Origin of the sequence: Flaviaesturariibacter aridisoli (assembly GCF_004343705.1) — a bacterium.
Classification (GTDB): Bacteria; Bacteroidota; Bacteroidia; order Chitinophagales; family Chitinophagaceae; genus Flavisolibacter; species Flavisolibacter aridisoli.
This window is the reverse complement of the sequence record NZ_SKFH01000013.1, coordinates 38,714-56,293: the sequence shown is the minus strand read 5'-3', so window position 1 is coordinate 56,293 and position 17,580 is coordinate 38,714. Positions and strand designations below refer to the sequence as shown.

The following is a 17,580-nucleotide window of genomic DNA, read 5'->3' as shown; positions in this document are numbered from 1 at the left end:
CTGCTCTATTCCACCAGGTAGGAGGTGGAGTCGCGCAGGAGCGGCAGGTGCTGGCCGAATTGCGTGTTGAGAAAGACCCGGAGCTGGTTCACGTTGCTGATGCCCGGGTACCAGCGGCTGTAATCGCCCGCGGGCAGCAGCACCGCGTTGAGGTTCAGGAGTTGCGCTTCGGGCGGGATCGCCGTTGTGCCGGTGCGGAAGCCGTGGTCGCTCATAAGCAGGATCACCGGCGGGCGACTGCTATTGCGGCGGATGCCGTCCACGAGCTCCAGCAGGCGGGCGTTGCACCACTGCAGGTATTCCACGTACAACTCCGGCCGCGGGTTGCTGTAGTCGGCCAGAACTTCCACGGGGTTCTCCCTGCCGTCTTTCCGGTAGAAATACGGGTCATGCGGCATTTCGAGGTGGGTATAGATGAACCGCGGCGCAGTGCTGGCAACCCGGCTTTCCGCCAGTGTGCGTTTCAGCAGGTCGGCGTTGGCATCGCGCACCACGTAGCGCGCGTAGCGCTTCAGCTCCGACCGCCAGCCGAAGCGGGTGACCAGGTTAAAGCGCACATCGCGGTTGAAGCGGCTTAGAAAGGTTTGCGCCGTAAGGAGCTCGCGCCCGTTGCGAAAGAAGGGCGAATAGACCGGCGGCCGCTGGCCGGTTACCGGGAAGATCGACAGGTTGCGCAACGTGTAGCCCTGCGTGTCGCGCAGGTAGCGGCAGAAGCGGTTTTCCCCGATAAGCGGGTAGCAGATGCTCTTCTCGGCACCAAGCGTGTACCGGGCGCCGACGCCTCCCAGGTATTGCAGGTTCAGCATCGACGCCATCGAAAAGGGGGTGTAGTTGTAATTGCTGCGGCTGCTGTCGGCCACGTAAAAGCCCCGCTGGCGGAGCGCCTCCAGGAACGCACGATTGTCGAAGTTCAGGTGCGAACGCAGTTCACCGGCACCCGCGTAACCGTCGGCGATGATCAGGTAGATGTCCGGCTTCGCGCAGGCAGGGCAGCCGGTCAGCCCGGCAAGCGGCGCCGGGGCGGGTGCCTGTTGCGCATGGTGCCTGCGCCCGCTCCAGCGCAACCCGTCCACGACGAGGAGCAGCAACAGCAACAGGTTGAGGTACAGCACCACGTTGCCGAGCGTTGCGCGGGTTCTTTTCAGGAACAGGAGCCAGCCCCCTAATAGCAGGGCGAGCAGGGGAAGTACGAACGTATAGCGCGCCGGCAGCCGGTCGCCCCACAGTGATTTGAGGAAGTCGTGGAAGCCGCCGAAGAAGAAATGTACGCAGAGCACCGCAAAGGCAAAAAGAGCCGCGTGGGTCCAGCGGCGCAGCGGGAGCCAGGCCAGTACGGTGAGGACTGCCGCGGCCAGCCAGTATCCAGGCAGGAGCCCCAGCACATCGCCCGCGCGGACAGAAGGATGCTGATCGAGGATGCCGTGTCCTACAAAAAACACCGGCAGCAGGAAGAGGAAGAACGCGGGCTGGCGAAACGGATTTCTACGGGGAGCAGTCATGGTGGCGTGGGGAAAGCGAAACCGGACCCATTGCCGTGCATTGGCTATTTTTGGCGCGGGCGTCCGTTCAAAAGTACGCCTCTTTACCGTTTATTTTTTCCGCATGACTGAAGACCTTGTTTACATCGGCATGAGCGCCGACCTGATCCACCCGGGCCATCTCAACATCATCCGTAAAGGACGCGAGCTGGGTCGTGTGGTGATCGGCCTGCTTACCGACGAAGCCATTGCGGGTTATAAGCGCGTGCCCCTTCTGAGCTTCGAGCAGCGCAGCGCCATCGTGAGCGGCCTCCGGGACGTGAGCGAAGTGGTGCCGCAATCCACGCTCGACTACAGCGCCAACCTGCGCGCGTTGCGTCCACGCTACGTGGTGCACGGCGACGACTGGCGCAGCGGCGTGCAGAGCGCCACGCGGGCCCGCGTGATCGAGGTGCTGTCCGAATGGGGCGGTGAGCTCGTGGAAGTGCCGTACACGCAGGGCATCTCGTCCACGGCCATCCAGCAGTCGCTGCGCGAGATCGGGGTCACACCGGAAAACCGCCGCAAGCGCCTCGGTCGCCTCCTTTCGGTGAAGCCCATTCTCCGCGTACTGGAAGCCCACAACGGCCTCAGCGCCATGATCGTGGAAGGCAGTACCGCCACCGACGCCAACGGCCGACCCGTGGAGTTCGACGGCATCTGGCTCAGCAGCCTCACCGATTCCACGGCCAAAGGCAAACCCGATATCGAAGCGGTCGATTTCACCTCGCGCCTGCAAACGGTCAACGAGATCCTCGAAGTGACCACCAAGCCGATCATCTTCGACGGCGACACCGGCGGCCGCATCGACCAGTTTCCCTTCATGGTACGTACCCTTGAGCGCCTCGGTGTGTCGGCCATCATCATTGAAGACAAGGTGGGCGCCAAGCGCAACTCGTTGCTTGAGGAAAGCTCGGTGCACGAGCAGGACAGCATCGTCGACTTCTGCGAAAAGATCCGCGCGGGCAACAACAGCCGCGTGACCGCCGACTTCCGGATCATCGCCCGCATTGAGAGCCTCATTCTCGGCAAAGGCATGGAAGATGCCTGGCAACGCTCCGAAGCCTACGTGGCGGCGGGTGCCGGCGGCATCATGATCCACAGCAAGGAAAGCTCGGGCGCCGACGTGCTCGAATTCGCCAAACGTTTTCGTCCTGCCCACCCCGACGTGCCGCTCATTGCCGTTCCGAGCACCTATCCCACGGTGAGCATCGGTACGCTGCAGGAAGCCGGCTTCAGCCTCGTGATCTATGCCAACCACCTGCTGCGCAGCGCCTACCCGGCGATGCAGCGCACCGCGCAACGCCTGTTGGTGGAAGGGATGGCCGCCGGTGCAGAGGAAGACCTGATCTCTATCAAGAACCTGTTTAAACTCATACCCGGTCAATGATCGATGCGCTGCCCTTTGTAAGAGCGTGGGAGGAAGCCGGTGTCGGCTTCTTCACGGGCGTGCCCGACTCCCTGCTTTCGAGCTTCAGTGCCGTGCTGCAGGACCTGCCGCGCGAGCAGCACCTCATTGCCGCCAACGAAGGCGCCGCGCTGGCGCTGGCCGCGGGTTATACCCTGGCCACCGGCGGACTGCCGCTTGTTTACCTGCAGAATTCTGGCCTGGGCAACCTCGTCAACCCGCTGACGTCGCTTGTAGATGAAACGGTATACCGCCTTCCCGTAGTTCTACTGGTGGGCTGGCGGGGGCAGCCTGGCACGAAAGACGAGCCGCAGCATGCGAAGATGGGCGCGGTCACTACACCTTTGCTGGAAGCGATGGGCGTGCCGCTGTGGTACCTGCGTAAAGACGAAGCCGATGTGCCTGCGCTGCTGCGCACGTTGTGCGTTGCCGCCCGCGACCGCTCGGCGCCCGTGGCGCTGATCGTGGAGAAAGGGGCGCTCTCGGAAATGAGCCTGCCGCAGCAGGAGGACTATCCGCTCAGCTCGGCGGCCGCTATCGGCCTGCTCTCGGCCGCGTTCCGGCCCGGCGACAAGGTGCTGTGCAGCACCGGCAAGATCGGGCGCGCTTTCTATGCCTGGAACGAGCGCCAAGGAAACATCGTGGACGCTTTTCTCAACGTGGGCGCCATGGGGCACACGGGCAGCCTGGCCGCGGCCCTGGCCCTGCATGGGAAACAGCGCACCTGGTTGCTCGACGGCGATGGCGCCCTGCTGATGCATCTCGGGGCGCTGGGACTTATCGGTTCCCTGAAGCTCCGGAACCTGAATTACATACTGCTTAATAACGGCGCACACGAGTCCGTGGGTCGCCAGCCGACGCTCGGCTTCGCGGTCGACTTCTGCGCCATCGCGAAGGCCTGCGGCTTCACGGCGGCGGTGCAGCTGACCACCGAAGAAGAGTTGCGCCAATGGGCGGCTAAGCCGGTGGAGGGTTCGTTTGTAGAAATACGGATCAACACGCGCGTGGCCGCTGACCTTCCCCGCCCGGCCGGGTCGCCGGCTGAGGCGGGCGTCCGCTTTCGCTCATCCTTTCAAAAAGACGCATGACGGCCCCGCGTCTACTCGTGGGTACGGACGCTCTAGCCGGTCAATTGCCGGCGCTGCTCCGGCAACAGGGACGCAACCGGATCCTGCTGGTTGCCGGCGGCCATTTCCTGCGCAGTCCGGCCGGAACGGAGCTGCAGCATGTATTAGAAGGGGTCATTAATACCATCCGCGAAACGCCGGAGGGCTTGTTGCAGGTGGATGTCGCCCACCGCGACGCCGCAGCGCTGCCGGAGGGGATCGACGGTATTATTGCCATCGGTGGCGGACGCACGATCGATTACGCCAAAGCCTTGCTTTATTACAGCACCGCCCGGACCGACTTTTTCGCAGCCGTCCCCACTACGGCAGGCAGCGGTTCCGATGCTACCTCCTTCGCGGTGATCTATGAGGGCCTTCAAAAGCACTCGCTCGAGCACCCCGCCCTGCTTCCAGGTGTGGTGGTATGGGACGAGACCCTGCTGCAGGGACTTTCGGCGCGCCAACGCGCCGTGTCGGGGCTGGACGCGCTTGTGCAGTGCGTGGAATCGCTCTGGAGCCGGAAGGCTACCCCGGCATCACGGGCCCTGGCCTGGGAAGCAGGCGGCTGGCTACGGCGTCACCTGCCCCGATTTGTAGCGGCGCCCACAAGCGAGCTGGGTCTCGGCGCCCTCTACGCCGCGCACTATTCGGGCCGCGCCATCAATACCAGCCGGACCACCGGCGCACATGCGTTGTCTTATTACCTGACCGCCGTACACGGCATCGAGCACGGACACGCCGTGGCGCTGCTGCTCCCCGTATTTCTACAATACAACGCCGAAGCGCAGGAGCCGGATGGCTTTGCTGCTGTGCTTCAATTGCTGGATGCCGGAAGCGGCGCCGGCGCCGGTGCCGCTGCGCGCTGGCAGGAATATGTGTCGGGCCTCGGGCTCGAAACGACGCTTTCCGGGCTCGGCCTGGGTGCAGACATAGTGCCCGACTGGCTGCTTCACATCAACAACGAACGCTTTGCCAACAACCCGGTGGCGTTGGAGCCGGAACGGCTCGCTGCGCTGCTGCGTCAAACCCTATTTACGTCATGATCGGCTTTTTACAGGAATACCGCAACAGCCATAAGGTTGTCGCTACGGAATATGATTTCATCTTTTATTCCGAAGGCGCCCCGTACCACCAATACATGGCCGACGTTTTCGAATCTCTGCTGGCGGCAAGGCGCTACCGGATCTGCTACCTTACTTCGGATGCGAAAGACCCGGTGCTTCAGCGCAGCGCCGAAGGACTCGAAGCCTACTTCCTGAAAGCCACCCTGATGTTTGTCTTCCCGCGGCTACGTGCCCGGGCGCTGCTGATGACCATGCCCAACCTGGACCTGCACGGCTACAAGCGCTCGCCGGATGTAGGAAAATACGTATACCTTTTTCATGCCCTCGTGAGCACGCACCAGCAATACCACGAGCAAGCTTTCGATCATTACGATGCACTGTTTTGCTGCGGGCCCTACCACGAGCAGGAGGCGCGCAGGGCGGAAGCGCTTCGCGGCCTGAAGCCCCGCGACCTGGTGCCGTACGGCTACCCGCTGCTGGAGCGCATTTCTTCGGAGCGAGCCTTGAAGGGCCACGACGAATGCATCCTGGTGGCACCGAGCTGGCACCCGGAGGGGATTCTCAGCACGTGCATCGAAGCGCTGCTCGGGCAGTTGCTCCCCCTTGGTCTTCCCGTTTTCATCCGGCCCCATCCCGAGTTCCGCAAGCGGGAGCCGAAGAAAATGAAATCACTCGAAATGCTTGTAAAAAAGCAGGCGTTGCTGCACCTCGACACGAGCCCGGATGTGTACAACCGGCTGGCTTCAACCAGGCTCCTGGTCACCGACCGCTCGGGAATCGCGCTCGAATATGCTTTTGCCTGCAAGCGCCCGGTGCTGTTCATCGACACGCCCCCGAAGATCTACAACCGTAATTATACGGCCCTGGGCATCGAGCCCGTCGAAGACCGCCTGCGGCCCGAGCTCGGTCGTTCCGTTGCAGCGGGCAACCTGGGGGAAGTGCCCGCAGCGGCGCGCGCCCTGATGGCCGACGCGGGTAGCTGGGACAAAAAAATGGCAGCCCTGGAGGCTGCCACTGTATACGGTCCGTCGCAGAAACGCGAAGGGGTCGCTTATTTGGAAGGATTGCTGTCCTGATGCTCGTCGTCCTTTTTGCGGTGGAAGAAGCTCTTGAAGCGCCACCAGTAGGTTTTCACGACAAAGCCGGCACCCATCACCGCGGCAATCACTACCTGCAACAGGTAGGAGCCGCTCCCCGGTTCGATATAAAGCAGTGTATGACTCATGCGAAGTAGCTCAGGTTCGTTTTAGGGGTCAGGGTCAGCAGGGTTTCGTACATCAGGCGGATGGTCTGCTCGATGTCGGTGCGGTGCAGCATTTCCACGGTGGTGTGCATGTAGCGCAGCGGGATCGAGATCAGTACCGACGGGCAGCCGTCGTTGGCGTAGGCAAACGAGTCGGTGTCGGTGCCGGTGCTGCGCGACACGGCGCGGAGCTGTACGGGGATTTCAGCGCTTTCCGCCACATCCTGCACCAGCTGCAGCAGCTTGTTGTGCACCGCGGGTCCGAAAGACAGTGAAGGCCCTTTGCCGCAGAAGGTTTCCCCTTCGATCATCTTGTTGATCATCGGGGTGGAAGTGTCGTGTGTTACGTCGGTAATGATGGCCACGTCGGGCTTGATGCGGCGGGCGATCATCTCGGCGCCGCGCAGGCCGATCTCCTCCTGTACCGCGTTGACCACGTAGAGGCTGAAGGGCAGCTTCTTACGGTTCTCGCGCAGCATCCGAGCCACCTGGGCGATCATGAAGCCGCCGATGCGGTTGTCGAATGCCCGGCCGATAAAGTAGCCGTTGGCCAGCTCGTCGAAGCCATCCTGGTAGGTCACCACGGCGCCGATGTGAATGCCGAGGTCCGCCACTTCCTGCTTGGAGCGGGCGCCGCAGTCGAGCCACAGGTTTTCGGTCTTGGGCTGCGTTTCCTTTTCACCGCCACCGAGGCGGGTATGGATGGCGGGCCACCCGAAAACGGCTTTCACCGGGCCGTTCTTGCCATGGATCCACACGCGCTGGCTGGGCGCGATCTGGTGGTCTACACCGCCGTTGCGCTTCAGGTAAATGAGTCCGTCCGCCGTTATATAGTTCACAAACCAGCTGATCTCGTCGGCGTGTGCTTCGATCACCACTTTGAATGGCTGTCCCGGGTTGATCACGCCCACCGCCGTTCCGTAGGGATCGGTGAAGGTTTCATCCACGAACGCGCTGATGTAGTCGAGCCAGAGGCGCTGGCCGCTCGATTCGAAACCCACGGGCGAAGGGTTATTGATGTAGTCGACCAGGAAGGTCATGGCATCGTTGCTGATGACCGATTTCGGAGTCGTGCTTTTCGCTTTCGTCGCTTTCGCCATATACCGCGTTGATTAGGGAGCAAATTTAGGTAAAGTGAGCCATCAGCAGGCCCAGGCTCGACAGGGCCATGAGGCCATCGAGCACGAAATAGTAAAAATAATCGGACCGGGGCCGGTGCGCGCGCCGGTATAGGAAGGCCAGCAGTACGCCCGGGAGGGCCAGCCAGAGCAACGTGGCGAGCCCTACGCCGTAAAAGCCCATCGCCAGCAGGCTCGCAAAGAAAACGGCCAGCGAGCCGGCAAACAGGCGCCGGATACCCGCTTCAGGAAGCTGTGTAACGAGGCTGCGGATGCCTTCGCGGCGGTCAGATTCGCGGTCGCGCCAGTCGAACAGGATGCAGATGGGGTAGATGAGGTAAAAGCGGTTGAAGACGAAGAGGTAGTCCTGCATCCGCCAGGCGGCCCCGCTGAGCACCAGGGGAAGGATAAAGGGGATATGCGTCCAGGCCAGGGCCAGGAAAGCCGTTTTTCCCACCGCCACCTGCCGCAGCCAGGTGAAGGGGGCGAAGGGGATCTTGGGCGCTGAATAGAGGAAGGTAATAAAGGCGGTCAGCAGCAGCCAGGGCCATTCGTAGCGCAGCTGCCACGTGAGCCAGGCCGAAGCCAGGGCGCTGATGCCAAAAAGGGCCGCATGGAGTTTTTTGTGCCGGTACGACCAGGCGGCCTTGACACTCTCGCCGTAAAGCGCCGGCGTGAGCATCCAGTGAAAGTTGTAGCTGCACAGCGTTCCGGTAAACACGAAGGCCAGCAGGGACGGCTGCGGCGGCAACCCGTAGAAATACGAGGCCTGGGCCGTCATGATCACGGCGCAGACGGCGATAAAAAAGCTGGTGAAAAGTGCCCAGTCGTACAGGGAGCGGAGGAAACGCACAGGTTAGCGGCGTTGCACCACGATGCCATTAACCACCAGGGTGTCGCTCTTGTTGCCGGCCTTGTCTTTCAGCACGAACTTATAGATGAGCGAGTCCGACTCCTTGACGGGCGGGTTGGTGTTGGGCACATTGAGCGGCGCGGCGGAAGAAATGAGGTAATTCTGGTAGGTGAGGTCCAGCACGATCTCGCCCTTGTTGCGGTCGGGGAAGTCGGGCACCTTGATCTTGAGGCTGTCGCGCACCGTGGGCGTGCTGCGCTGGTTGATGCGCACGCGGCGGATAAAGAGGGTGTCGTCCACGTCGCCTTCCTTGTCGGTAAACTCCAGGCGGAGGCGCAGCGCGCCGCCGTAGGGCACCTCGAGGTTGCCGGCTTCCAATAAGGTGAGCTGGGGCGCCGTCTGGAATTTATCTTTGTTGCACCCCGCAAGCAGGGCCAGGAACGAAAAGGCTAGGAGGTAGTTCTTCATCATGCGGGGTTGATCGAAACAAATTTAATCGTTTGACAGGTATATTTTGAGCTACGTTGCGCCCCTCTCTAAAATATTTCACTTAACCGAAGCGGGTTTCGGGGCAGCAGCCCTGGACGTGTTCCGGTTCCAGCATGCCCACAACCCGCTATACCGCCGGTTCTGCGACCTCGTGCGCCCGGATGGTGTTGCCGCTTTCGGGCAGATCCCCTTTCTGCCGATCTCTTTTTTCAAAACCGAACGTGTCGTTTGCGGTGCCTTCGAGCCGGCCCTCGTGTTTGAAAGTAGCGGTACCACCGGCGCCGCCACTAGTCGCCACTATGTGAAGGATGCAGCTCTTTACGACACGGCCGCCTTCACGGCCTTCGAGCGGCTGTATGGTCCTTTGAAAGGATTGCGGATCCTCGCCCTGCTGCCTTCGTACCTCGAGCGCGGGCAAAGCTCGCTGGTGCACATGGTGCAGCGCTTTATGGACCGCAGCAGCCACCCGGGCAGCGGTTTTTTCCTGCACGACCACGAGGCCCTTGCCGCATCGCTGCGTGCCGGTGAAGCGGCCGGGGAGCGCACCCTGCTCATTGGGGTGACCTACGCCCTGCTCGATTTTGCGGCCGCCCACCCGATGCCGCTGTCCCATACGATCGTGATGGAAACCGGCGGAATGAAGGGGCGCCGGCGCGAGCTGCTGCGCAGCGAAGTACATGCGGCCCTGCGCCAAGCCTTTGACCTGCCGGCGGTGCATTCGGAATACGGGATGACGGAATTGCTGTCGCAGGCCTATGCCCGCGCGGAGGGAGTATTTGAAACGCCATCCTGGCTGCGGGCCTTTGTGGCGGAGGAAGACGATCCGGCCGCTTGGAGCAGCGCTCCGGGGCGCACAGGGCGCCTCTGTGTGATGGACCTTGCCAACTACTACTCCTGTAGTTTTATTGCGACAGAAGACATCGCACGCATGCAGGAAGGCAATCGGTTCGAGGTGCTGGGACGCATGGATCATACCGACGTGCGTGGTTGCAGCCTGCTGGCGTTGTGAGTTTGTAGTTTATAGTTTGGAGTTTGTAGTTGAATGCACTACTGGCATGCGCACGAAAAAGCCCGGACTACACCGGGCTTTACAAAGCTTTTTGCTTTTGGGCCTAGAGGGCCGGGCCTTCCTGGCCGCGGCTTTGCTGGCGGCGTCCGCCGCGGGAGTTCATGCCGCCTTTGCGACCGGCCTCGCGCGCTTCTTCGCTGGTCCACTGGTGCGCCACTCCCTGCTCGTGGGCGGCACGACCACCTTTGGAAGCGATCTCGCGCTGGCGTTCCGGACTCATGGCAGCAAAACCGCGGTTGGAACGCTTGCGTTCAGCGCCGTTGCTTTGCTCTCTTTGGCCCTGGTTGTCTCCGTTGATTCTGTTCTCGTTCATAGATAAACGTTTAGTGCGTTGGTAAATGGTAAAGGGTGTTCCACCTGTCGGCTGCTGTACTCAAAAAAACTGTGCCTCACCGCCCCTCAACGGGCCGCCGGGCGCGGGTTTGGGGCATTGCCCCTACTATTCTACGCTACGGGCGGACTGTTTCGCTTTTTTCGGGGAAAACGGTGGGCGTTTTCTACAGGTTTTTACCAGCCTTCGGTGAGCACCTCCAGGGAAATATTTTCCAGATAGGGGTCGAGGCGGTCCGTGTCGTCGAAGGCTTCGATATGCCGGATGTCCAGGTTCTCCATCGAGAAGAACACTTCTACATAGAAATCACGGAGTTGGTAAAGAAGCACCGACCAGGGACTGTCTTTGCGGTGACCGAGATACGCGCCCTCCTCGAGCAGGATGCGGCGTTGCTCGCCCGACGTACGGGCGCTGAAGTTGATTTTTGTCATGGGTGTCAGGTTAGCGTTCCCTTAACCCAGTTCAAACAGAGTGCCATTTCGGGCGCCGGCATTTTCGGGCCCGCCGGGGAGCAATTGCAACAGGATGCGGGCCAGGCCCAGCACTTCGGCGTATTCCATTCCTTTTTCAAAACAACGCAACACACCCTTCTGCAACAGGTCCTGCTGCATTTTGGGGCTCATGCCGGTAGAGTAGAGCACTACGGGTATCTGGCGGAAGCGTTCCTTGCCCATCAGGTGGAGCGCCAGCTCGGCCCCGTTGATCGCGGGCATATTGTAATCCAGCACAAAAAGCTCGGGGAGGGAGGCATCGGGAAGCTCCTGGAGGTAGGTGTTCAACTCGTCGCCGGAGCAGAACATCCGCACGTCGTCGGCGGCAGAAAGTTCATTGAAGGCTTGCTGCATGATGTAGCGGTCATCCGCATCGTCTTCCACAAGCAAAATCCGGTAATTCCGTTTTTGCATATTCGTAGGATTAGGGGTTCGTTAAGGGTGCGACAAAAGTAGGCAAATGCGCGAAAGTACCACGGCTCAGGCGGAAAACAGGGAGCCCAGGGGAAGCACGTCACCGAGCTCGGTCTTGCACACATGGATCAGGATGCTGCCGATGCTCGGACTGCCATAGCGCTGCTGTACGGCGCTCACCTCGAGGGCGGCGGCCTCCAGGGCCTTTTCGTGGTACCGGCGCAGGGGCGTGCTGCCCTGCAGGATGCCGGCAAAGGATCGGAGGTATTCGTTGGAAGTGGTTTCCAGCTCTTCGCCGGAAATGGGCTCCAGCTCGCGCCGGGCGGCCGCCTGCGCCGCCTCGGTTCCCCCCTGTAGCCCGGCCTCGGCAAGCGCGTGAAACTGGTCGCCGATGCGCAGGGCGAAGAGTGACAGCACGAGGCTGTCGAGGTAGTCCATATTCAGGGCGTTGAGCGGAACTTCACGGAAGGTATAAAGGCCTTCGAGTCCGGAAAGCAGCAGAAACGGGTTGATGTGCAGTTTGTCGGCCTTTTCGGAAAGACGCTGCAGGAAAGCTTGTTCGTCCATGAGGGTGGGCGTTTTCAGTTCAAACGAAAAAACGGCAAGATAAGTACGTCCACCCAAAACGTGAGGCGTGAGGCGTGAGCCGTGAACCCATGCAGTTCACGCCTCACGCTTCACGGTTCACGCTTACACTTCGTCCACGTCGTCGCGGCGAACAGTCGTTACACGGTCGCCGGCATCGGTGGTCGTTGTGGTAGTGGTGCGGCTCCGCGAGCGGCTGCCGCCGAGCAGGGCTACCAGCAGCAGGATGAATACCGCGGCGCCGATCACCCAAACCCAGGGCGAGTTGTACCAGTTGGAGCCGCCGTCGGTAAGGCTTACCGAATGCGTACTCGTGCTTGTGCTCGATGTGGAAGAGGAACTGCCTCCGCCACCGGTGGAGGAACCGCCGTCCTGCGCCCAAACGGCCAGGTTCACGGTAGCCAGCGCCAGGGTCAGGCCCAGCGAGCGGGCGCCTTGCGCGATGTTTCTTGTTTTCATACGTCTGTCGTTTTTAAAGATCATCTGTGTAGCTCAACCTGTCAATAATTACGCCATCGCTTAACTGAGGGCTTCGTCTTCATCTTCGTCCGCCGCCAGCAGCTGATCGGTGAGGATATCGTTGGGCGCGTTGCGCTGGCTGTGGCCGATCTGCTTTTCGCGGGCCCGCTTCAGCTGGGTGGCCAGCACGTTCACGCAGGAATCCACCGATTGCTCGAAGGAAAGCGCGCGCTCCTTTACAAACAGGTCCGGGCCGGGTACTTCGAGGCGGATCTCGCAATAATCCTCGGGAGTAGTGCGGTCGGGGCCCTGGAACAGGGTCACGTTGGCGCGGATGATGCGGTCATTGGGTTTCAGCTTGTCCAGTTTCTCCCGAATATAGCCTTCCAGCTCACTGCTGTGCTTGAAGCCCAGCGACTGAATGATAATGTCCATAGCTCTGATTTTTAGTAGGTAACGACTACTAACATCGCACCAAAATCGTGAGGCGTGAGGCGGGAGGCGTGAAGCGTGAGGCGTCAGGCGTGAAGCGTGAAGCGTGAGGCGTGAAGCGTGAAGCGTGAGGCGTGCGCGCCTCCGGCAGTTTGGCCTCGCCCCATCTTCAGGGGTTGTCATTTCCGACTTCCGACTTCGAACTTCCAATTCAGCTTTTGGTTGAGACCAAACTGGTGTTTGGAGGTAAATCAACCCTGATTTGGGTCCATTCCTTTTGTTTGGGAGTAAATCAGACCTGATTTTCCTTCAAACAACGTTGTTTGGAGGAAAATCAACCCGTTCCGGCACCAAACAACGTTGTTTGGCGCCAAATCAACCCTGATCCGGGGTCAAACATCGGTGTTTGGTCCCGGCCCAACCCGTTCCGAAGCCTACCTCAGCACCGCCGTCACTTTTGGCAGCAGTTTTTCCGCCCAGATCGCGTGCTCCCTTGCCGAGTAGTGGAGGTTGTCGGCCGCCAGCAGCCCGGGGTCGCCGGCGGCGAGGCGGCTTTCGGGTGTAATGTCGGTGTAACGCACGCCATACGCTTCCGTAATACGCCGGTTGACGGCATTGAAATCGTCGATGGCGCGGCTCACACGGGCTTTGTTGGCGGCGGACACAAAGGGTGTGGCGCTATAGTCAGGAATAGACAGCACAAATACATGGGTGGGCCGGCCGCCGGCCAGGCTGATGGCGGTCTGGAGCAGTTGGGTAAAGCGCGGGGCATAGGAAGCCGTATCGCGGCCGCGGTACTGGTCGTTTACCCCGATCAGCAGTGTCACCAGGTCCCAGTTGCCGGTGGGTGCACCGGCGGCGATGGCCGCCTGCAGCTCGTCGGTGGTCCAGCCGGTGCGGGCGATGTAGCGCAGGTTACCCACCCGCAGGCCCGAGTCGGCCAGCCGGCTGGTGAGCAGGTAGGGAAAGCGTTCGGTCTCGCCTACGCTTTGGCCGATCGTATACGAATCGCCCAGCGCGAGGTAGGCCAGGCCGGGAGCCGGCGGTGCCGGGGCGGGCAATGCAGGAGTGGGCGCCGGCGGTGCAACCAGGGCTGCGGGCTTTTTGCTGCAGCCCGACAGGAGAAGCCCCAGGCCGAGGATTGCTTTCAGGAATGTCATATCCTATGTACGCAAAAAAGGGGCGGAAAGTTCAGGGGCGTGAAGCGTGAGGCGTGAACAAAGAACTGGTTCTTCTTCGTCGCCGCGCATCGCGGGCTCACGCCTCCCGCCTCACGCTTCACGCCTCCCGCCTCACGGCTTCCGTGCCAGCACGATCAGGCGCGGGCATTTCCGCACGTCGTATTGCCCCAGGTTGTAGTCGCCGAACACTTCCTGCACCTGCAGTCCCTGGAAGGCGAGCATGTCGGTAAAGTCGCCGAGGCTGAACTTGGCCACCTTTTCGGTGTGCGTCAGTCCGCCGTCGAGGGCCGGGTCGGTGACGATGATCTTTTTGAAGAAATGGTCGTTGTCGTGCCAGCGGTGGATCTCGTAACGGGTGTCGCCGATGATCTTTTCGTCGTGGTGCACGAGGCGGTCTTCCACGTAGTGAACGTTGAGGTAGTCGATGAGCACGGTGCCGCCGGGGCGCACCGACAGGGCCATGGTGCGGAGCGCGTCGTCGTGCTCGCGGCGGGTGGCGAAGTAACCGAAGGAGGTAAAGAAGTTAAAGGTGTAGTCGAAGTAATTGACCCAGAAGGGGAGGCGCATGTCGTGCACGGCGAAGTGGAGCTGCTCCGATTCGTATTGGCTGGCATAGGCGATGCTTTCGGGGGAGATGTCGATGCCCGTGACGTCGAAGCCCTGGGCGGCGAGAAAGCGGCTGTGGCGGCCCTTGCCGCAGGCTACGTCGAGGGCGCGGCTGCCGGGGGCGGGCTGCAGGTGCCCGATGAGGCGGCCCAGGAAGGCCTCGGCCTCCCGCTCGTCGCGGTCAAAATAGAGCTTGTGGTAATAATCGGAATTAAACCAGCTCGTGTACCATTCGCGGTCGATCGTTGCAGCCATGCCACAAAACTAGGGGTGGAAAAGGTTCTCAGGGTTTTTAAGGTTCTAAAGGTTCCACGTCGCCCTCCTGAAAACCGTACCAACCAGCACCACCCGAACAACCCCCAAAACCCTCAGAACCCCAAGAACCTTAAGAACCCTGGTTGTTTTGCCGTATTTTTGGCGCCCAAAAACGGAACGTACGTGGCATTAATTAAGAGTATCTCCGGTATCCGGGGCACCATCGGCGGCAAGCCGGGGGAAAACCTGACACCGATCGATGTAGTGAAGTTTACCGCAGCCTATGGCTCCCTCATTCTTGAGGGTGCCGACAAAACCGCCCCGGTGAAGATCGTGGTGGGCCGCGACGGCCGCATGAGCGGTGAGCTCGTCAGCGGGCTGGTCATCAACACCCTGGTGGGCCTCGGTATCCAGGTGATCGACCTCGGCCTGTCTACGACCCCCACCGTGGAGCTGGCCACGAAGGCCGAAGGCGCCAGCGGCGGCATCATCATCACCGCCTCGCACAACCCGAAGGAGTGGAACGCCCTGAAGCTGCTCAACGGCGAAGGCGAATTCATCTCCGGTGCACTCGGCGCCCAGGTGCTCGAGCGCGCCGCCCAGGAGTCGATCACCTTTCCCGGCGTGGAAAAGCTCGGCTCCGTATCCCGCGACGATTCCTGGATGCAAAAGCACATCGACCTCGTGCTCGATTACGCCCTGACCAACAAAAAAGCCATCGAGAAGCGCGCATTCAAAGTGGTGGTCGACTGCGTCAACTCCACCGGCGCCCTGGTGATCCCGCAGCTCCTCACTGCCCTCGGTGTGAGCGAGGTAATCCTCCTCAACGGGGAGGTGACGGGCCGCTTTGCCCACAACCCCGAGCCGCTGCCCGAGCACCTCACGCAGCTGAGCAACGAGGTGGTGAAACAGAACGCCCACTTCGGTATCGCCGTCGACCCCGACGTTGACCGCCTGTGCTTTGTATGCGAGGATGGCTCCATGTTCGGCGAAGAATACACGCTGGTGGCCGTGGCCGACTACGTGCTGAGCAAGTGCCCCGGCAACACGGTGAGCAACATGAGCTCCACCAAGGCCCTCAAGGAGATCACCCTGAAGCGCGGCGGCCAGTATTTCCCCTCGGCGGTGGGCGAGGTGAACGTGGTGCAGAAGATGAAGGACCAGCAGGCCGTCATCGGCGGCGAAGGCAACGGCGGCATCATCGTGCCCGACTTCCACTACGGCCGCGATGCCCTCATCGGCATCTCCCTCTTCCTGTCGCACTTCGCGGCGTCGAAGAAAACGAGCCTGAAGTCGTTCCGCGCCAACTACCCCGACTATTTTATCTCGAAAAACAAGATCGAGCTCGAAAAGGACCTGGATGTGAGCAACATCTTCGATCAGATCAAGAAAAAATACAAGAACAACCCGATCAACACCGAAGACGGCCTCAAGATCGAGTTCGACACCGACTGGGTGCACCTGCGCACGTCGAATACGGAGCCGATCATCCGCATCTACGCCGAAAGCAACTTCGAAACGACCGCCAATAACATCGCCCGGAAGCTGATGAACGACATCCGGGAGCTGAGTTCGGGTTTTTAACAGTTTGTAGTTTATAGTTTGTGGTTGGCTGGCGCCCGTTTGCGCCGGTGATCAGGTTTGCCGCCCGCCCCTGGCGGGGAAACCACAAACTATAAACGACAAACTACAAACTTGAATTGTACCTTTGCGGCCGTAAAGAAGGCCCGCACTATGGAACAAACCCGCACGCAGACCGCCCCCCCGGCCAGCCCTATGACCGACAACCGCATTTATTTAGACAATGCCGCGACCACGGCCCTCGACCCCGAGGTGCTGGCGGCGATGCTTCCTTATATGCAGTCGCATTTCGGCAACCCTTCCTCGATCTATTCTTACGGACGGGAAACCCGCCTGGCCATTGAAACGGCGCGGAAGACGGTCGCGAAGCTGCTCGGCACCCGCCCCGGCGCCATTTTCTTTACGTCGGGTGGCACCGAAAGCAACAATACCGCCATTGCGGCGTCCGTGCGCGACCTCGGCTGCACCCATATCATTACCTCGCCCATCGAGCACCACGCCGTGCTGCACACCGTGGAATACTGGGGCAGCGGCAACGAAGTGACCCACAGCTTTGTGGCCCTGCACGAAGACGGCAGCGTGGACCTCGAAGACCTCGACCGGCAGCTGGCCGCCCAGCGCGAAAAGGGCGTTCGCTGCCTCGTGTCGCTGATGCACACCAACAACGAGATCGGCGTGCTGCTCCCGATCAAAAAGGTGGGCGAGCTGTGCAAGCAGCACGACGCCATCTTTCATTCCGACTGCGTCCAGACCGTCGGTCATTATCCCCTCCACCTCGACGACCTGCACGTGCACTTTATTTCGGGTGCCGGTCATAAGTTCCACGGCCCCAAAGGCACGGGCATCTTGTATGTCAGCGAGGAGATCAACATCAAGCCCATGATCCTCGGCGGCGGCCAGGAGCGCAACATGCGCGCCGGCACGGAGAACGTATATGGCATCGTTGGCTTCGCCAAGGCACTGGAACTGGCCATGAGCCGCTACCCCGAAGACAGCCGCTACATCCAGGAGCTGCGCGCCCACATGCGCACCCGCATCGATGCGGAGATCCCGGGTGTGTCGTTCAACTGCAGCCCGCAGTCGCTGTACACGGTGCTGAGTGTCTGCTTCCCGAGAAGCGAAAAGACCGAGTTCCTGCTGATGAACCTCGACATGCGCCACATCTGCGTGTCGGGCGGCTCGGCCTGTTCCTCGGGTGCCGATATCGGTTCGCACGTCATGAAGGCCCTCAACAAAGCCAGCGACTGGGTGACGATCCGGTTTTCCTTCAGCCGGTTCAATAACAAAGAAGAAATCGATCGGGTGGTGGATACGCTGAAAGAGTTGGTGTAACCGGGTAATCCATTAACCGGGTAATCTGCTAAAAAGAAATGGCGCT

At 60.9% G+C, this 17,580-nt stretch carries 20 protein-coding genes; 7 read left to right on the top strand and 13 right to left on the bottom strand.

Annotation, left to right across the window (positions count from 1 at the left end; genetic code table 11):
• Nucleotides 1-5: 5 nt before the first annotated feature.
• Complete coding sequence (locus E0486_RS09995) at nt 6-1,499, bottom strand: hypothetical protein (protein ID WP_131852025.1); 1,494 nt, start codon at nt 1,497-1,499, stop codon at nt 6-8.
• Nucleotides 1,500-1,602: 103 nt separating this feature from the next.
• Between E0486_RS09995 and aepX the strand changes: the two genes are divergently transcribed.
• From aepX to E0486_RS09975, 4 genes are read left to right on the top strand one after another with little or no spacing between them, the layout of a single operon-like run.
• A complete protein-coding gene (gene aepX / locus E0486_RS09990) occupies nt 1,603-2,907 on the top strand; it encodes a phosphoenolpyruvate mutase (protein WP_131852024.1) in 1,305 nt (434 codons plus the stop codon).
• Nucleotides 2,904-4,013, top strand: coding sequence for a phosphonopyruvate decarboxylase (gene aepY, locus E0486_RS09985; protein WP_131852023.1), 1,110 nt, complete (start codon nt 2,904-2,906; stop codon nt 4,011-4,013). Before aepX ends, aepY begins: the two co-directional genes overlap by 4 nt.
• Nucleotides 4,010-5,074 (top strand): iron-containing alcohol dehydrogenase, encoded by a 1,065-nt coding sequence (locus E0486_RS09980; protein WP_131852022.1) that lies wholly within the window; start codon nt 4,010-4,012, stop codon nt 5,072-5,074. The genes aepY and E0486_RS09980 overlap by 4 nt, the downstream gene beginning before the upstream one ends.
• Nucleotides 5,071-6,171: a hypothetical protein gene (locus E0486_RS09975; protein ID WP_131852021.1), complete on the top strand. Its 1,101-nt coding sequence runs from the start codon at nt 5,071-5,073 to the stop codon at nt 6,169-6,171. The genes E0486_RS09980 and E0486_RS09975 overlap by 4 nt, the downstream gene beginning before the upstream one ends.
• On the opposite strand, the gene E0486_RS18855 is transcribed toward E0486_RS09975, so the two are convergent.
• From E0486_RS18855 to E0486_RS09960, 4 genes are read right to left on the bottom strand one after another with little or no spacing between them, the layout of a single operon-like run.
• The gene (locus E0486_RS18855; protein ID WP_165917276.1) at nt 6,147-6,320 is read right to left on the bottom strand and encodes a hypothetical protein; all 174 of its coding nucleotides are present in this window, start codon (nt 6,318-6,320) and stop codon (nt 6,147-6,149) included. The two genes, E0486_RS09975 and E0486_RS18855, sit on opposite strands and share 25 nt — an antisense overlap.
• Complete coding sequence (locus tag E0486_RS09970; RefSeq protein ID WP_131852020.1) at nt 6,317-7,438, bottom strand: M42 family metallopeptidase; 1,122 nt, start codon at nt 7,436-7,438, stop codon at nt 6,317-6,319. Before E0486_RS09970 ends, E0486_RS18855 begins: the two co-directional genes overlap by 4 nt.
• A 25-nt stretch (nt 7,439-7,463) precedes the next feature.
• Nucleotides 7,464-8,309, bottom strand: coding sequence for a UbiA family prenyltransferase (locus E0486_RS09965; protein ID WP_131852019.1), 846 nt, complete (start codon nt 8,307-8,309; stop codon nt 7,464-7,466).
• A 3-nt stretch (nt 8,310-8,312) separates the two neighbouring features.
• The gene (locus tag E0486_RS09960) at nt 8,313-8,777 is read right to left on the bottom strand and encodes a hypothetical protein (protein ID WP_131852018.1); all 465 of its coding nucleotides are present in this window, start codon (nt 8,775-8,777) and stop codon (nt 8,313-8,315) included.
• Between the two features lie 46 nt (nt 8,778-8,823).
• Between E0486_RS09960 and E0486_RS09955 the strand changes: the two genes are divergently transcribed.
• The gene (locus E0486_RS09955) at nt 8,824-9,807 is read left to right on the top strand and encodes a long-chain-fatty-acid--protein ligase (protein WP_243697416.1); all 984 of its coding nucleotides are present in this window, start codon (nt 8,824-8,826) and stop codon (nt 9,805-9,807) included.
• A 103-nt stretch (nt 9,808-9,910) separates the two neighbouring features.
• Here the strand turns inward: E0486_RS09955 and E0486_RS09950 are convergent, their stop codons facing one another.
• From E0486_RS09950 to E0486_RS09915, 8 genes are all read right to left on the bottom strand, one after another.
• Nucleotides 9,911-10,180 carry a KGG domain-containing protein gene (locus tag E0486_RS09950; protein WP_131852017.1) on the bottom strand — a complete coding sequence of 90 codons (270 nt, stop codon included), beginning with the start codon at nt 10,178-10,180 and terminating at the stop codon, nt 9,911-9,913.
• A 194-nt stretch (nt 10,181-10,374) separates the two neighbouring features.
• Nucleotides 10,375-10,629, bottom strand: coding sequence for a hypothetical protein (locus tag E0486_RS09945; protein ID WP_131852016.1), 255 nt, complete (start codon nt 10,627-10,629; stop codon nt 10,375-10,377).
• A gap of 21 nt (nt 10,630-10,650) precedes the next feature.
• Nucleotides 10,651-11,103: a response regulator gene (locus E0486_RS09940; RefSeq protein ID WP_131852015.1), complete on the bottom strand. Its 453-nt coding sequence runs from the start codon at nt 11,101-11,103 to the stop codon at nt 10,651-10,653.
• Nucleotides 11,104-11,169: 66 nt separating this feature from the next.
• Nucleotides 11,170-11,670 (bottom strand): hypothetical protein, encoded by a 501-nt coding sequence (locus E0486_RS09935; RefSeq protein WP_131852014.1) that lies wholly within the window; start codon nt 11,668-11,670, stop codon nt 11,170-11,172.
• A 123-nt stretch (nt 11,671-11,793) separates the two neighbouring features.
• Nucleotides 11,794-12,147, bottom strand: coding sequence for a hypothetical protein (locus E0486_RS09930; protein ID WP_131852013.1), 354 nt, complete (start codon nt 12,145-12,147; stop codon nt 11,794-11,796).
• Between the two features lie 60 nt (nt 12,148-12,207).
• Entirely contained in the window at nt 12,208-12,582 is a 375-nt protein-coding gene (locus tag E0486_RS18850; RefSeq protein WP_165917275.1) for an HPF/RaiA family ribosome-associated protein, read from the bottom strand.
• A gap of 431 nt (nt 12,583-13,013) precedes the next feature.
• Nucleotides 13,014-13,739 carry an SGNH/GDSL hydrolase family protein gene (locus E0486_RS09920; RefSeq protein WP_131852012.1) on the bottom strand — a complete coding sequence of 242 codons (726 nt, stop codon included), beginning with the start codon at nt 13,737-13,739 and terminating at the stop codon, nt 13,014-13,016.
• 132 nt (nt 13,740-13,871) lie between these two features.
• Entirely contained in the window at nt 13,872-14,621 is a 750-nt protein-coding gene (locus tag E0486_RS09915; protein WP_131852011.1) for a class I SAM-dependent methyltransferase, read from the bottom strand.
• 183 nt (nt 14,622-14,804) lie between these two features.
• On the opposite strand from E0486_RS09915, the gene glmM reads away from it, so the two are divergent.
• The gene (gene glmM / locus E0486_RS09910) at nt 14,805-16,205 is read left to right on the top strand and encodes a phosphoglucosamine mutase (RefSeq protein ID WP_131852010.1); all 1,401 of its coding nucleotides are present in this window, start codon (nt 14,805-14,807) and stop codon (nt 16,203-16,205) included.
• Between the two features lie 150 nt (nt 16,206-16,355).
• Nucleotides 16,356-17,534, top strand: a complete 1,179-nt coding sequence (locus E0486_RS09905; RefSeq protein WP_243697415.1) for a cysteine desulfurase family protein — start codon at nt 16,356-16,358, stop codon at nt 17,532-17,534.
• The last annotated feature ends 46 nt before the right edge of the window (nt 17,535-17,580 follow it).

Coding starts and splice junctions, on each gene's coding strand:
- E0486_RS09935 (WP_131852014.1), bottom strand. CDS start 11,670: ATGGACGAACAAGCTTTCCTGCAGCGTCTTTCCGAAAAGGCCGACAAA.
- E0486_RS09970 (WP_131852020.1), bottom strand. CDS start 7,438: ATGGCGAAAGCGACGAAAGCGAAAAGCACGACTCCGAAATCGGTCATC.
- E0486_RS09980 (WP_131852022.1), top strand. CDS start 4,010: ATGACGGCCCCGCGTCTACTCGTGGGTACGGACGCTCTAGCCGGTCAA.
- E0486_RS09920 (WP_131852012.1), bottom strand. CDS start 13,739: ATGACATTCCTGAAAGCAATCCTCGGCCTGGGGCTTCTCCTGTCGGGC.
- E0486_RS09905 (WP_243697415.1), top strand. CDS start 16,356: ATGGAACAAACCCGCACGCAGACCGCCCCCCCGGCCAGCCCTATGACC.
- E0486_RS09930 (WP_131852013.1), bottom strand. CDS start 12,147: ATGAAAACAAGAAACATCGCGCAAGGCGCCCGCTCGCTGGGCCTGACC.
- E0486_RS09975 (WP_131852021.1), top strand. CDS start 5,071: ATGATCGGCTTTTTACAGGAATACCGCAACAGCCATAAGGTTGTCGCT.
- E0486_RS09940 (WP_131852015.1), bottom strand. CDS start 11,103: ATGCAAAAACGGAATTACCGGATTTTGCTTGTGGAAGACGATGCGGAT.
- aepX (WP_131852024.1), top strand. CDS start 1,603: ATGACTGAAGACCTTGTTTACATCGGCATGAGCGCCGACCTGATCCAC.
- E0486_RS18855 (WP_165917276.1), bottom strand. CDS start 6,320: ATGAGTCATACACTGCTTTATATCGAACCGGGGAGCGGCTCCTACCTG.
- E0486_RS09915 (WP_131852011.1), bottom strand. CDS start 14,621: ATGGCTGCAACGATCGACCGCGAATGGTACACGAGCTGGTTTAATTCC.
- E0486_RS09945 (WP_131852016.1), bottom strand. CDS start 10,629: ATGACAAAAATCAACTTCAGCGCCCGTACGTCGGGCGAGCAACGCCGC.
- E0486_RS09995 (WP_131852025.1), bottom strand. CDS start 1,499: ATGACTGCTCCCCGTAGAAATCCGTTTCGCCAGCCCGCGTTCTTCCTC.
- E0486_RS09960 (WP_131852018.1), bottom strand. CDS start 8,777: ATGAAGAACTACCTCCTAGCCTTTTCGTTCCTGGCCCTGCTTGCGGGG.
- aepY (WP_131852023.1), top strand. CDS start 2,904: ATGATCGATGCGCTGCCCTTTGTAAGAGCGTGGGAGGAAGCCGGTGTC.
- E0486_RS09950 (WP_131852017.1), bottom strand. CDS start 10,180: ATGAACGAGAACAGAATCAACGGAGACAACCAGGGCCAAAGAGAGCAA.
- E0486_RS18850 (WP_165917275.1), bottom strand. CDS start 12,582: ATGGACATTATCATTCAGTCGCTGGGCTTCAAGCACAGCAGTGAGCTG.